Origin of the sequence: Pseudomonas sp. BS3767 (genome assembly GCF_900099665.1) — a bacterium.
Classification (GTDB): domain Bacteria; phylum Pseudomonadota; class Gammaproteobacteria; order Pseudomonadales; family Pseudomonadaceae; genus Aquipseudomonas; species Aquipseudomonas cerasi.
This window is the reverse complement of record NZ_FNCX01000003.1, coordinates 160,667-174,347: the sequence shown is the minus strand read 5'-3', so window position 1 is coordinate 174,347 and position 13,681 is coordinate 160,667. Positions and strand designations below refer to the sequence as shown.

General features: G+C 60.3%; 14 protein-coding genes and 1 riboswitch. Of the genes, 5 read left to right on the top strand and 9 right to left on the bottom strand.

The annotated features are described in order from the left end of the window. Positions 1 to 173: 173 nt before the first annotated feature. From BLR16_RS09840 to BLR16_RS09825, 4 genes are all read right to left on the bottom strand, one after another. Positions 174 to 1,538, bottom strand: a complete 1,365-nt coding sequence (locus BLR16_RS09840; protein ID WP_003365535.1) for a DUF1329 domain-containing protein — start codon at positions 1,536 to 1,538, stop codon at positions 174 to 176. A 28-nt stretch (positions 1,539 to 1,566) separates the two neighbouring features. Next, positions 1,567 to 3,504: a DUF1302 domain-containing protein gene (locus BLR16_RS09835; protein WP_003365537.1), complete on the bottom strand. Its 1,938-nt coding sequence runs from the start codon at positions 3,502 to 3,504 to the stop codon at positions 1,567 to 1,569. A 309-nt stretch (positions 3,505 to 3,813) separates the two neighbouring features. Next, positions 3,814 to 5,496 (bottom strand): fatty acid--CoA ligase, encoded by a 1,683-nt coding sequence (locus BLR16_RS09830; protein WP_074805778.1) that lies wholly within the window; start codon positions 5,494 to 5,496, stop codon positions 3,814 to 3,816. 169 nt (positions 5,497 to 5,665) lie between these two features. Beyond that, the gene (locus tag BLR16_RS09825) at positions 5,666 to 6,298 is read right to left on the bottom strand and encodes a LysE family translocator (protein WP_074805781.1); all 633 of its coding nucleotides are present in this window, start codon (positions 6,296 to 6,298) and stop codon (positions 5,666 to 5,668) included. A 237-nt stretch (positions 6,299 to 6,535) separates the two neighbouring features. Here BLR16_RS09825 and BLR16_RS09820 point away from each other — a divergent pair, with 237 nt between their 5' ends. Beyond that, positions 6,536 to 7,534, top strand: a complete 999-nt coding sequence (locus BLR16_RS09820) for a class I SAM-dependent methyltransferase (RefSeq protein WP_054080647.1) — start codon at positions 6,536 to 6,538, stop codon at positions 7,532 to 7,534. A 39-nt stretch (positions 7,535 to 7,573) separates the two neighbouring features. After that, positions 7,574 to 7,767: riboswitch (yybP-ykoY riboswitch) on the top strand. A 13-nt stretch (positions 7,768 to 7,780) separates the two neighbouring features. Further along, positions 7,781 to 8,365, top strand: a complete 585-nt coding sequence (locus BLR16_RS09815; protein WP_003365548.1) for a TMEM165/GDT1 family protein — start codon at positions 7,781 to 7,783, stop codon at positions 8,363 to 8,365. 54 nt (positions 8,366 to 8,419) lie between these two features. Here BLR16_RS09815 and BLR16_RS09810 read toward each other — a convergent pair whose 3' ends face one another. From BLR16_RS09810 to BLR16_RS09795, 4 genes are all read right to left on the bottom strand, one after another. After that, on the bottom strand, positions 8,420 to 9,238 hold the full coding sequence (locus BLR16_RS09810) for a M48 family metallopeptidase (protein ID WP_003365550.1): 819 nt from the start codon (positions 9,236 to 9,238) through the stop codon (positions 8,420 to 8,422). 183 nt (positions 9,239 to 9,421) lie between these two features. Then, the gene (locus tag BLR16_RS09805; RefSeq protein ID WP_003365552.1) at positions 9,422 to 10,051 is read right to left on the bottom strand and encodes an SOS response-associated peptidase; all 630 of its coding nucleotides are present in this window, start codon (positions 10,049 to 10,051) and stop codon (positions 9,422 to 9,424) included. Positions 10,052 to 10,079: 28 nt separating this feature from the next. Continuing rightward, on the bottom strand, positions 10,080 to 10,340 hold the full coding sequence (locus BLR16_RS09800) for a putative signal transducing protein (protein ID WP_074805782.1): 261 nt from the start codon (positions 10,338 to 10,340) through the stop codon (positions 10,080 to 10,082). Next, positions 10,340 to 10,522 carry a CPXCG motif-containing cysteine-rich protein gene (locus BLR16_RS09795; RefSeq protein WP_002552181.1) on the bottom strand — a complete coding sequence of 61 codons (183 nt, stop codon included), beginning with the start codon at positions 10,520 to 10,522 and terminating at the stop codon, positions 10,340 to 10,342. The genes BLR16_RS09800 and BLR16_RS09795 overlap by 1 nt, the downstream gene beginning before the upstream one ends. Before the next feature lie 106 nt (positions 10,523 to 10,628). On the opposite strand from BLR16_RS09795, the gene BLR16_RS09790 reads away from it, so the two are divergent. Together BLR16_RS09790 and BLR16_RS09780 are read left to right on the top strand one after the other, a co-directional pair. Next, positions 10,629 to 11,792, top strand: coding sequence for a 1-acyl-sn-glycerol-3-phosphate acyltransferase (locus BLR16_RS09790; RefSeq protein WP_032609513.1), 1,164 nt, complete (start codon positions 10,629 to 10,631; stop codon positions 11,790 to 11,792). 315 nt (positions 11,793 to 12,107) lie between these two features. Further along, positions 12,108 to 12,314 carry a hypothetical protein gene (locus BLR16_RS09780; protein WP_046719914.1) on the top strand — a complete coding sequence of 69 codons (207 nt, stop codon included), beginning with the start codon at positions 12,108 to 12,110 and terminating at the stop codon, positions 12,312 to 12,314. 77 nt (positions 12,315 to 12,391) lie between these two features. Here the strand turns inward: BLR16_RS09780 and BLR16_RS09775 are convergent, their stop codons facing one another. Beyond that, positions 12,392 to 12,973 (bottom strand): YajG family lipoprotein, encoded by a 582-nt coding sequence (locus BLR16_RS09775; protein ID WP_003365560.1) that lies wholly within the window; start codon positions 12,971 to 12,973, stop codon positions 12,392 to 12,394. A 228-nt stretch (positions 12,974 to 13,201) separates the two neighbouring features. Here BLR16_RS09775 and BLR16_RS09770 point away from each other — a divergent pair, with 228 nt between their 5' ends. Then, on the top strand, positions 13,202 to 13,435 hold the full coding sequence (locus BLR16_RS09770; RefSeq protein WP_003365562.1) for a hypothetical protein: 234 nt from the start codon (positions 13,202 to 13,204) through the stop codon (positions 13,433 to 13,435). Positions 13,436 to 13,681: the final 246 nt, after the last annotated feature.

Here is a 13,681-nt window from a genome sequence, read left to right as displayed (position 1 = left end):
GGTGTTCGGAGACTAGCGGGTAAATCGCTACTTTTGAAAGGCCATCACCGAAAAGACTGTAACAAAATTCCTACAGCTTATAAGGCCGCTTTCCACAACTGAAAAAGCCCCGATCAAGGGGCTTTTCAGGCGTACAAGGCAGGCGCTGCGCTACAGCGTGTATCGATCAGGTATCAACGAACCCCTTCCTGACGCAGCGCGTTGGGGGTGAAGTCGCTGGTGCCGGCCGTGAAGCCGAACTCGTAGGCTTTCTTCTCTTCGTTCTTCATGCCCAGCGCCACGTAGCGACCCGATTGCAGGTCGTACAGTGTTTCTACCGCGTACCACGGCACTTGCTTGTCGTAGTAGTTTTCCGAGTGTGCCTCGGCCACGCGCCACAACTGACCACGCCCGTCGTAATGGTCGATGACCGCAGCCTGCCAGGTGTCTTCATCGATGAAGAAGTCACGCTTGGCATAGATATGACGCTGCCCTTCCTTGAGGGTAGCGGTCACGTGCCAGACGCGGCGCAGTTCGTAACGGGTCAGGTCCTGGTTGATATGGCCGGCCTTGATGATGTCGGCGTACTTGAGCGTCGGATCGTCCAGCTTGTGGCTGTTGGCGGCGATGTACATTTCCTGCTTGCCGATCAGTTTCCAGTCATATCGATCCGGCGCGCCGTTGTACATGTCGAGGTTGTCGGAGGTGCGCAGCCCGTCGGACGCGGTGCCCGGCCCGTCATAGGACACCTGCGGCGCACGCCGGACGCGGCGTTGACCGGCGTTGTACAGCCAGGCCGAACGCGGCTCCTTCACCTGATCGAGGGTTTCATGCACCAGCAGCACGCCACCGGCCAGACGCGCCGGGGCGGTGACTTCCTGCTTGAAGTAGAACAGCACGTTGCCCGGATTTTTCGGGTCGAAATCCCTCATCTTGTCGCGAAACACGAACTGATCGGAGAAATACACCAGGCTGTAGGAGCCATTGGGCTGTGGCGTAGCCTGGGTGACCAGACGCTTGACGCTGCCGCCCCGGTAGCGGGTGATGTGGTTCCAGATGACCTCGACACCGCTGGCCGGGATCGGGAACGGGATGGCCGTGTCGAAGTTTTCCAGACCACTGCCGCCGCCGACCAGCTTGGTGGTGGTGGCATTCTTTTTGATCGCGGCGAACACGTCATCCGGCACGGTGGCACCGCGATGGGTCGGGTAGACCGGAATCCGGTAGCTGTCCGGGTAACGCTTGAACATCGCGTATTGGCCCGGCGCCAGCTTGTCCTTGTACTGCTCGACATTGGCCGCGGTGATGATGAACAGCGGTTTTTCACTGGCGTAGGGGTTGGCAAGGAAACCCTTGCTGTCCACCGCCCCGGCGTTTTTCGGCATCGGGCTCCAGGCCGGAATGGTGTTGGCCGCATTACCGGCCTTTTCCGCGCCCATCGGCGTCAGCGAGGTGCCCAGCTTTGCCGCTTCGGACTCGGATACCGCAGCCATCACCCCTGTCGCCAGCAGCGACAGACCCAGAACCCCGGCTTGCAACAGACTTTTTGTTATTTTCATGTTCATCGTCATCCTGAAAACCATGTTCTTAGAAGTTCATGCCGAAGCTGAGCGCCACGAAGTCCCGATCATCGACCGTGGTGTACTTACCATCAAAGAAGTTGGTGTAGGAAAGGTTCGCGGTGTAGGTGTTCTGGTACTCGGCATCGAGCCCCAGGCTGACGGCCTTGCGCCCTTCTTCGAAGTTGCCGCCAGGGCCGGGTGAATAGCCTTTGACGTCATGCGACCAAGCCACGCTCGGCTTGAGGTTGACCCCGGCGAACACGCTGTTGTAATCCCAGATGGCGCGGGCGCGGTAGCCCCAGGAGTTGGCAGTGGTAAAGCCGTCGTCTTCGCAATAGCGGGTCAGGTTATTCTGCTCGGCACCGGTCAGCGTGCCGGCGTTCAGCGTTGCGCATTGACCGCCAGGCAGCGGCCCAGGGCCATACACCGGATCGCGTCCGTAACGGATTTTGGAGGTGCTTTCGAGCCCGCCCACATGCGTCCAGCCCACTTCACCGACCACCGTCAGACGCTCTGCGCCCATGACCTGATCGAAGAACTGGGTAAATGTGGTCTGCATCTGGGTGATTTCTTTGCGGCGATAACCGGCTTGATCCGTATTCGGCTGACCGCTGAGCAGCGACACGTTGGGGTTGAGCGGCGAAATGCCCGAATAGAGGATGTCGGTGGTGTTGACCTGAATCGGTGCGTTGGGGCGGTAGCTGATCTCGCCGCTCCACGCCGTGCCGGTGGGCAGCGTGGTCGAGAAGCTCAGGCCGTACAGGCGAATGTCTTCGGGGTACTCAACGTAGTAACTGGAGTTGCCCGCCACCACCACCGGCAGCAGGCTGGGGGCCAGCGCGGCGGCAGTGCTGGCAGGAATGCCGTTGCGAACCAGCGAACCGACCAGCCCTTGCGGACTGAACGAAGCGGCCGAGCCGCCGCGCCCGCTGAAAATCGGTGCACGGCTGTGGTAATTCATCATGTACGCGCCGAACTCGGTGTCCAACGGTTCGAAGTTGTAACGCAAGGCGAAACCGAACTGGCCGCTGTCGCGCGCATCGCGGTCAGGGCCTCGACGCACCACCGCGCCCTCATCCGGGTTGCCGAACACCACGCCCTGCTGCGACAGCGAATTGAACACCGCACCGCGCGCGCCGGCTGGCAAACCGGCCGCCGTCAGCGAGCTGTTCAGGCCGCTGCGGCTGCGCAAGACCGCCAGGTTGTTGTTGCAGCCATCGGCAATCACATCGGGTTGCGAGAAGAAGGTGCCGCAGTTGTCGACGACCGTCTGATCCCATTCCAGCTGGTAGAAACCTTCGGCAGACAGGTTGTCGGTCAGGCTCTGGGACAGGTAGAACATGTTGACCGGAATCAGGCCTTCCTTGATTTCCGAACCGGGTCGCCGGAACGCCGAGACATCGATCGGGTTGACGCTGTTGATGCCGCCCTGAATGAAGGTACTTTCACCCCAACTGATGACCTGCTTGCCGAAGCGCACCGCGCCGGGCTGATCGGCAATCGAATAGTTGTGATAGACGAAGGCGTCGAGCAGCTGGAACCCGGACGACTTGGCGCCCTCCTTGCGGCCCGAGTCGCTGATGTCCTTGAACTCGCGGTTTTCATCCTTGAGTTCGAAGTCGTACCAGTATTTGCCGCGCAGGAAAACGCCGGTGTCGCCGTATTTCAATTCCAGATCATGAATGCCCTTGAAGATCTTCGAAAACGTCTCCCCACGCTTGAAGTTCAAGTGACCGTCATCGGACGTCTGCGACAGACCACGCCCACCGTTGTTGGCGCCGATCAGGTTCTTGTTGGGATTGGCCGTCGACCAGCTCGCGCCCACCGACAGCGAGGAGTCAAAACTGCCTTCGATCTCGCCAACGTTGAAGGTCACGGCAAAGGCCGGGCTGGCGAGCGATGAGGCAAGGCTGACAGCCAGAGGCAGCCTGGCCCGACGCCAGAAGGGGGATGTGCTTGTCATCGACGCTACTCCTTGTGTTTTATTGTTATGGCGGTGGGGAAATCCAGAAACGAATCAGTCATCGAATCAACACACACGCCAGGTCCGCTCTTGCCATTCCCGGTGCTGACTATAGCCAGCACACTCTGACGCTAGATCCCTCTAAAGTGTGATTTGCACGACCAACGCCTCTGGACCGCCCGTTTCCGGGAGGCCGCCAAAAAACATGTGGCGGGGAGGATGGCGTAATTTGCAAATTTGGCAAGTCACAGAGCAGGACCTGCAGCGCAGACACGTGCCGTCGCCGACGGATACGGCACGCCCGAGGTGTCAGAGGGTCGACAGAAAGGCACTGTTGCTGCTTTGCCACTCCACGATGTCCAGGCGCATGCGTTTCTTGTCCAGCTTGCCGACGCTGGTCTTGGGAATTTCGGTAACAAGCGCGATCTGGCTGGGAATGGCCCACTTATTGATATGACCTTGCTCGACAAACGGCTTGAGGTGATCCTTCAAACCCTTGGCGTCGAGCTGGTGGCCATCGCGAATCACCAGCAAGGCAAACGGCCGCTCTCCCCATTGCGGATCGGCGATGCCGACCACTGCCACTTCGCGCACTGCCGGATGGCGACTGCACAAATCTTCGAGCTCCAGCGACGAAACCCATTCGCCACCGGTCTTGATCACGTCCTTGATACGGTCGCGAATGTCGATGAAGCCCATGCCGTCCAGCGTCGCCACATCGCCGGTGTGCAACCAGCCGCCCGCCCACAACTCGGCGCCTTTTTCGGGCTCGCGAAAGTAGCTTCCGGTCAGCCAGGGCGCACGCAAAACCAGCTCGCCTTGGGTGTCGCCGTCGGCCGGGAGGAAGTTGCCCTGTTGATCGATGATGGCGGCCTCCACCAGCATCCCCGGCACGCCGGCCTTGATCCGGTAGGTGATGCGCTCGTCTTCACTGCCCGCTTTCAACTCCTCGTTGATGTGCGCTACGGATATGAGCGGTCCGGTTTCGGACATGCCGTACGCGGCAGTGAGCTGGATGCCACGGGATTTGGCGGCCTGATACAGGCTGCAGGTCAGGGAGCTGCCGCCAATGATGATCTTCCAGCCGCGGAAATCGACATCCTGGGCAGACTTGGCGTTCAGGAGCATTTGCAGGATGGTCGGCACGCAATGAGAGAAGGTGACTTTCTCCCTGCGCCAGAGCTCTACCAGCAACTCGGGATCGTAGCGGCCGGGGTACACCTGCTTCAGACCAAGCATGGTTGCGGCATAGGGAATGCCCCAGGCGTGCACGTGAAACATCGGCGTGATCGGCATGTAGACGTCATCGCTGCCGAGCAGCCGGGTGCTGTCGATACAGCCCATGATGGTCGCCACGCCCATGGTGTGCAGCACCAGTTGGCGGTGGGTGAAATATACCCCCTTGGGGTTGCCGGTGGTGCCGGTGGTGTAAAACGTGGTGGCGACTGAGTTTTCGTCGAAATCCTCGAACACGTATTCGGGGCTGGCCGCCGCCAGCAGGGTCTCGTACTCGCCCACGAGGTTGGGCAGCTCGGCGGTCTTGTCTGGCAAATCGGTCAGCAGCAGGGTCTTTTCGACCGTATTCAGATGTTCGGACATCGCCTGATACAGCCCGGTGAACTCGCTGTTCACCAGCACCAGACGGTCATCGGCGTGATTGATGGTGTAGGCGATCTGCTCGGGAGAAAGCCGCACATTGACGGTGTGGATGACCGCGCCAATCATTGGGATGGCGAACATGCACTCCAGGTAGCGGTGGCTGTCCCAGTCCATCACCGCCACGGTGTCGCCGGCTTTCACGCCCGCCGCGGTCAGTACGTTGGCCAGGCGGCAGATGCGTTCGTTGAGGGTGGCGTAGGTGTAGCGGACCGAATCACGGTAGATGATTTCGCGCGTCTTTTCATAACGACTGCCGGACAGCAGCAGGCGCTTGATCAACAGAGGGCACTGATAAGCGCCATCGGCGGGCGGAAGAACGCGAGTCTGTAACATATGAAGCCCTTTTCAAAGTCCACAGGCGTGGCTGGAAATATGGACTCTAGGGCCTCGAGCTGCCAGTGAAATCAGTAAAAGGGATGATTTGGCGAGACGCCCCGTGCTGTCTGCAAGGGGCGTCCGGGTTGCTGCATATGCTCGGTGTTAGGCGTCCTGAATTCAGGTTTCAGCGGACCTCGGTCAGCGCCAGCTTGATGCCCAGCGCGATCAGCACGCCGCCCATGGCCCGGTCGAACCAGTGCCCCATGCGCGCGAATCCTGCGCGTACCCGGGCCTGGCTGAACAGTCGCGCCACCAGACAGAACCACGCCGCCGTCGCCACCGCGAGATACACGCCGTAACCGCCCTGCACCAGCAATGGCGTGTGCGGATTGATCACCACGGTGAACAGCGAGAGGAAGAACAGCGTCGCCTTGGGGTTCAGGCCATTGGTGACGAAACCGCTGATGTAGGCACCGCGCGCCGTGCGCTCGCCGGGAGTGGCCTTGATGGCGGCATCGCCCGTCTCAGAGGCCGGTTTGGCGCGCAACGCCTTGATGCCGATGTACAGCAGATAGGCAGCGGCTGCCCATTTCAGCGCGTTGAACAGCACGATGGACTGGGAAACGATAATCCCGATCCCCAGCAGCGAATAGCCCACATGCAGAAAGATCGCCGAGCCGACGCCCAACGCCGCCCAGGTCCCGGCCTTGCGCCCATGAGTCACGCTTTCACGCACCACCACCGCGAAATCCGGGCCGGGACTGGCAACCGCCAGCAAGTGAATCAGCGCAACGGTAAGAAACTCTGCCCAGTACATGTGGGACCTCCTGGAGGATTGACGTCTGACCCGGCAGATTACGCTGTCTGGTGTGTCCGCAACAGGTGCCCGCATTGATGCGACGCAGGGCTTGCTCTAACTATCGTGCGACGCTGGAGCCTGGGGAACGATCATCGCAACTATCGTGCGACGCTCTGCGTCGCATGCCGTTCTGGACGCTCCGCGTCCTGCTGGCCCATATCCTGTTAGACTGCGCGCTTTTTCAGGAGCCATTCCATGGACCCGCGCAGCGAAGTGTTACTCCGTCAGGCCGAGCTGTTTCAGGGCTCGCTGTTGTTGGTCGGGCTGCCCGCCGATGACCTGCTCGGAAAACTGCCGGATGCCCGTGGATGGTGCTGGCACGCCGGTGATCAGGCGGCGCTGGACGCACGTTTTGAAGGGCGCGTGGATTTCGGCGTCGAAGCGCCACAGACTGCCTTTGAAGCCGCCGTGCTGTTCCTGCCCAAGGCACGCGACCTGACCGACTACCTGCTCAATGCGCTGGCCTCACGACTGGCCGGGCGCGAGCTATTTCTGGTCGGCGAGAAACGTGGCGGTATTGAAGCGGCTGCCAAGCAACTGAGCCCGTTCGGTCGCGCACGCAAGCTGGACAGCGCCCGCCACTGTCAGCTGTGGCAGGTCACGGTCGAGCACGCACCGCAAGCCGTCAGCCTGGAAAGCCTCGCCAAGCCCTACCAGATCGAATTGCAGGACGGCCCGCTTACCGTCGTCAGCCTGCCCGGCGTGTTCAGCCATGGCCGCCTCGACCGTGGTTCAGCCCTGTTGCTGGAAAACATCGACAAGCTGCCCAGCGGAAACCTGCTCGACTTCGGTTGTGGCGCCGGAGTGCTGGGGGCGGCGATCAAGCGTCGTTACCCGCACAACGAAGTCATCATGCTCGATGTCGATGCCTTCGCCACCGCCAGCTCGCGCCTGACCCTGGCCGCCAATGGCCTGCAAGCCCAAGTGCTGACCGGTGACGGCATCGACGCAGCACCGATGGGGTTGAACACGATTCTGAGCAACCCGCCGTTCCATGTCGGCGTTCATACCGATTACATGGCAACGGAAAACCTGCTGAGAAAAGCCCGCCAACATCTTAAATCAGGCGGCGAACTGCGCTTGGTGGCGAATAATTTCCTGCGTTATCAGCCGTTGATCGAAGAGCACGTCGGGCAGTGCGAAGTCAGGGCGCAAGGCAACGGTTTCAAAATCTACAGCGCCAAACGCCCCTGAAATAAGCACTTGCCGAAACGTTTTCGCGGAGGCAGAATCCGCTCCGTCCTAGGGGAGTAGTCTCCCACGAGCGCCATGCTCGTCCGGCACGTATCAACATACTTGGTCCTCAGACCATGGTACGTGCGACCCGGAATCCGCTCAGACGGATCGGTGGTTTGACAAGACCTATGACACGAACACCTTACCCGGGGCGGGGAGGTCGTACGTGTCATAGCCGTGTCGGCCCGCCCCTTAGGAAACCTGATGCTGGAATCATTCTTAATCCCTACCGCAGTGGTCGCACTCGCCGAAATCGGTGACAAGACGCAGTTGCTCGCGCTCATTCTCGCTGCGCGCTTTCGCAAGCCCTGGCCGATCATCGCAGGCATCGTTGCCGCAACGCTGGCCAACCATGCAGCAGCCGGCGCTGTAGGTGCGTGGTTCAGCAGTTATCTGTCAGACGCAGTGCTGCACTGGATACTCGCCGCCAGCTTTACCGCCACGGCGCTGTGGACACTGGTTCCGGACAAGATGGACGATGACGAAGCCAGCACGGCACGCAAGTTCGGCCCGTTCATGACCACGCTGATTACGTTCTTCATCGCTGAAATCGGTGACAAGACGCAGATCGCCACGGTGATGCTGGCGGCGCAGTATTCCTATCTGTGGCTGGTCATTCTGGGCACCACGGTGGGCATGCTGCTGGCCAACGTGCCGGTGGTACTGGCGGGCAATTTCGCCGCCGAGAAACTGCCACTGACCCTGATCCGCCGACTGGCTGCCTGCGCGTTCTTCGTGCTGGCGCTGGTGGCGGTTTACAAGGCAATGCAAGTCAGCGGCTGGGTGTAATGCTGGCCCGTAGCGTTGCAAAGACACTCGCAACGCTACGGACGACTCATTCACTCAGGATTTGGGGGCAGCCTGATACAGCGGCATGACTTTCGGAATCGCAGCCTGCAACGAAGCGATGCGACTTTCCGAGGCCGGGTGAGTGCTCATGAACTCAGGCTGCGAACCACCGGAGTTCTGGGTCATCTTCTGCCACAGGGTGATCGCCGCATTCGGGTTGTAACCGGCACGTGCGGCCAGTTCCAGACCGAGCAGATCGGCTTCGTTCTCGTTACTGCGGCTGTTGGGCAGTGTCAGGCTGTAGTTGACCACGGTATCTGCCAACGCCAGGCTGTCCTGTCCCAATCCCAGCAAGGCACCTGCGCCCTGCTTGGCCATTGAAACGCCGTATGCCTTGGACATCGCTTCACGCCCGTGCTCGCGCAGGGCATGGGCGATCTCGTGGCCCATGACCGCAGCGATTTCATCGTCGGTCAGCTTGAGGGTATCAATCAGACCGGTGTAAACGAAAATCTTGCCGCCAGGACCACAATTGGCGTTCAGCTCGTCGCTCTTGATCAGGTTGACTTCCCACTGCCACTGCGCCGAATCAGGCCGCAATTTGGGCGCCTGGGCAATCAGTCTATTGGCGATTGCATGAACCCGCTTGGCATTGGCGCTGGTGGTGTCCAGCACCCCTTTGCTGGTCGCCTCGCCAACGGTCTGCTGGTAGGACTGGGCGTACATTTTGTTGACTTCATCCGTGGAGAGCATGCTGAACATGTACTGTTTGCGCTCCACACCGACCGAGTCGCCACTCGTGGTATTGACTGCCTGACACCCGCCGAGCAGCAACGCAGCGCTCAAGGCACAGAAGGCAAATGAAGGACGCATGGTGTATCTCCTTGTGTGTAAAACGGTCAGTCCCGGGGCAGACCTCTGCGCCAGATACCGGCCAACTGGCATCTTGGTCTTTGACAGGGGTGGATGGTTCCCGCAGGTGTGTCCAGTTTGTATCAGATGTACTTCAACGCGGATATCGGATTTGTCCGATTCGGTGTTTTTTGCCGTCCCCGCCTAGCTTAATGGCGTGAGGCACTCGGGCGCATTCAGCTTGGGATCGTTGACCAGATTGGCCAGAGGCCGTTCGCGCAGCGCCGTCTGCGGGGCAGCCAATAACGCTTGCAACGTCGGCAGCGGCGTGTCGGCGGCCAGCCAGTCTTTCTGACCCTTGGCATCCAGAATCAATGGCCGACGCTGGGTCGCAGCCGCCTGGGTGACCACCGCGACGCTCAGGTACGTATGCCCCTGCACCGGGTAGGCTTCCCAGATGGCGGCGAAAAACAGCGCGGCGCCCTCCCCCGGCGTCAGCCAGAACGGACGCTTGCGCACCGTGCCGCGCCACTCGTAAAAGCCGTTGGCGGGCAGCAGGCAGCGGCGATGGGTAAAGGCGTCACGAAACATGGGTTGCTCGGCCACGGTTTCGGCGCGGGCATGGGCGGGTGTTTTCGACAGATCGGTGAGCCAGGCCGGCGTCAGGCCCCAGCGCGCGCGCACCAGCTCGATACCGTCAGCGTTTTCGGCGGCGCGCATGATCAACACCCAGTCGGCTGGCGAAATGTTCCATTGCGCCTGCTGATCGGCAGGAAAACCGGGCAAGGCGGCAAAGGCAGGGGTCCAGCGAAACAGGGCGTAGCGTCCACACATGGGGGCTAATCAGACTCTTTTAAGGTGCTCAGCACACCAGTACATCGGGGAAGTCGTCCGGCTCATCGCCAGACAGAGGCGAGGCGCTATTGTACGCAGTGATCAACGCTCGTGCGCGAGCGACCTGCGCATCTTCGACCCTGAGTGCCAGCAGCCCCAGCCCCGGCAGCTCGCCCATCGCCCCGAGCAGATCGCGACCGGCCAGATGCGCCTTGATGCCTTCACTGGCGAGCATTGCCAGCAGCAACTCGGCCTCCATCAGGTTCTCGGGCTCGTAGATCTTCTGCATCACTCGTTCTCGCTGCGAACGTCCAGATTCCAGTCTTCGCCGTCGGTCTGCAGGTCGAAAATGATCGGGCGGCAACAGACCGGACAGTCTTCAATGTACTGTTGATCGCCACCGGAAAGGTCCAGTACGGCTTCGACAGGTTCGCCGCAATAAGGGCAGTCGTAACTCTGTAATTCCTGCATCACGGTCTCCGGGATCAGTTATGCGTATAATTGACCCATTCTTCAGAAGGCAGTTTTAACAAATCCGTCTTCTTTTTACCCTATTCGATTCAAACAAGAGAGCATGATGGGCGAATTTGATGCCATCCGACCTTACAACGATGCAGAAGTCCCCGCCGTCTTGGCACGTCTGCTGAGCGACAAAGCCTTTCTCGCCATTCTGACCCGATTCCGCTTTCCCCGCCTCGCGGGCGCATTCGGCTGGCTGCTGCAGCCTACCCTGGCGCGCAAGCTGCGCCGCGAGTTTGCCGGTATCGACTCGGTCGCCACGCTGCAGGACAAGGTCGAATATTACGTCGACCACACGATCGAACGCGCCACGGACGGGGTCACCTACACCGGCGTCGAACAGCTGAAGTCCGGTTGCGCCTACCTGTTTTTGGCCAACCATCGCGATATCGTCATGGACCCGGCGTTCGTCAACTACGCCGTGTACCACGCAGGCCTGCCCACTCCGCGCATAGCGATTGGCGACAACCTGCTGCAAAAGCCATTCGTCAGCGACCTGATGCGCCTGAACAAGAGCTTCATCGTGCATCGCTCGATCATCGGGCGACGCGAGAAAATGGCGGCTTATCAATTGCTGTCGGCGTACATCAATCACTCGATCACCAAGGACTGCCAGTCGATCTGGATCGCTCAGGCCGAGGGCCGCGCCAAGGACGGTGACGACCGTACCGAGTCGGCGATCCTCAAGATGTTCCACATGAGCCGCAAGGATGAGCCGTTTGGCGACGTGATCCGTTCGCTGAACCTGATCCCGGTGTCGATCAGCTACGAATATGATCCGTGCGACAGCGCCAAGGCCCGCGAGCTGTACATTCGTGCGACAACCGGCGTCTACACCAAGACGCCGGGCGAAGACGACGTGAGCATTGCCCTCGGCATCACCGGCTATAAAGGCCGTGTCCACGTGAACTTCGCACCGCCGATCACCGAGTATTTCGAGGACACCAAGCAACTGGCCATCGAGATGGACCGGCAGATTCTCGGCGGCTATCGGCTGTTCCCGGTGCATTACCTGGCTTACGCGCAGTGGAGCGATGCCGATCCGGCGCTGGAAGTGCCGAAGGCTGACGCACTGTTCCCGGCCGATGAACTCGAACGCGCCAGGGAGGAGTGGGAAAGTCGCCTGGCTGGCACGCCGATCGAGCACCGCCCTTACATGATTCAGCAATACGCGACACCGGTGCGCAACCAATACCGCGTCAAGGCAGGGCTGGCGCTTTAAGAGTCGGAACGTCTATCGCGCCCATGCTCCGCGTGGGTACGCCGTTCTGGATGCTCTGCGTCCGGTCTTGAGCGCTTCAGCGCGCCGTGACGCAGAGCGTCACCCAAGGCACTCCCATGCTGGAGCGTGAGGAGCGTGAGGAGCGTGAGGAGCGATAGGTATGCGGGAGAGCACGTGTCATGCCCATGCTCCGCGTGGTCATGCGCCCCGAAATATTCTGCATGACAATTCTCTGCCGCTGTCACCCCAGCGTCATACTTCGCCTGCATTGTGTGGCTCCTCGAGAAACGGACTTCCCTCTCTTTGGAGCTTGTCATGCTGCATGCAAAAAATCAGGATCGCCTTTATCTCATTGCCCCAAGCGATGAGCAGCAGGAGTTGATCGATGGCCTTGCCTTCAATGTTCAGGACCGCCACTGGTTGGTCTACTGCGCACTGGGCGGGCATGTTCATTATGATCTGCCGGATCTGGATCAGGACACGGGGTTGAGTTTTCTGGACTTTTACCAGCAGGCAGCCTGATACCAAACCCGGAACAGCAAAAAGCCCGGCCCCCCCTCAACAGGGGCCGGGCTTTTTTTATCGCGATGGTTAGAGGCTTACTGCGACAGGGTCGAACCGATGGTCGGGTCCTGGAACACGCGGGTCAGTGCGTCGCTCAGCACGTCGCTCACCAGCTTGGTGTTGGTTTCCTGATTCGGCGCCATACCGAAACGCTGATCCAGCGATGCGGCGTAACGACCACTGTAGGTGCGACCGTTATTGCGCACGTCAGCGCGGAACGTCGAGCTGATGGTGGCTTCAGTCACATACAGACCTTCCTTGGGCGACTGGTACTTCAAGTCAGCGAGGGTCACGGTCAACTGCGGAGCGCTGCCGCCCTGGGTCGGCGTAAAGCCCAACAGGCGCACGGCGGCTTCAGCCTGGGCCTGGAGCTTGGGAACGATATCGGCACCGTTGACGCTGATCGAACTGGTTTCCGGGTACATGCCGCCGCGCGTGCCCAGTGTCGGGCCAGGACGGCCGTCGACGACACGCACCACCACAGGCTGCCCGCGCCCTACCGGCGCCAGCTGCGCGTTGAGCTTGGGCGTGGGGCTGAGTTGTTGTGGGCTGTGGGCGCAACCCACCAGGGTCAAACTGCTTACAGCAAGCAAACCGAACAAAATGCGACGCAGCATGCTCATTTCTCCATGGGCCAGACACTGAATGTGCCGCAGTATAGCGGCCTGTAACAGCCGCTAACCAGAGGCCACTGACCGTTAAGCCTCGGACATTCGACACGCATCGGGGTTCACGCAGCAACGCAGGGCGAGATTCATCCGGCACGGTGTAATCATGGCGTCACATCCACGCGGCAGACTCGCCTCCATCGCACAGACGCTCATTCACGTCACAGGAGCTGCGCCATGAATCTGTTCCGGTCTCTGTTCACTGCACGCCCCCAGCATCGCCACTACGCGCGTATCGATCAGGCAGGCATCTGCCGTGCATTCAAACACTGCGCGCAACGTCCGACCGGCGTGGAATGGGTTGAAGTGACCGAGCAACGGATCAGCTGGCTGAATCGACCACTGCCCGCCAGCGCACGCGTGACGCAGCGTAGCGAACGCTCAACGCGCGGCCAGTTGCTCACCGCCTGACCGGAGAGCGAATAAAAGTCATTTAAAGCGATCAATTCCTGCCATTTCATCGCTATAATCTCCCCCCGATTATAAGGACGTCTCCTGATCGGGCCTCGCAGCACTGCTAATCGCCGTATTAGCGCCTTCGTAATGCCCACAGAGAGCCGCCCACACAGGTCATTTGCGCACGAGTGTGCTCGATGAAAGGTGAAGAAAGCTCGAATCGAATCGAACCTTTCCCGCCCGTCAGCGCCTCACTCTTTA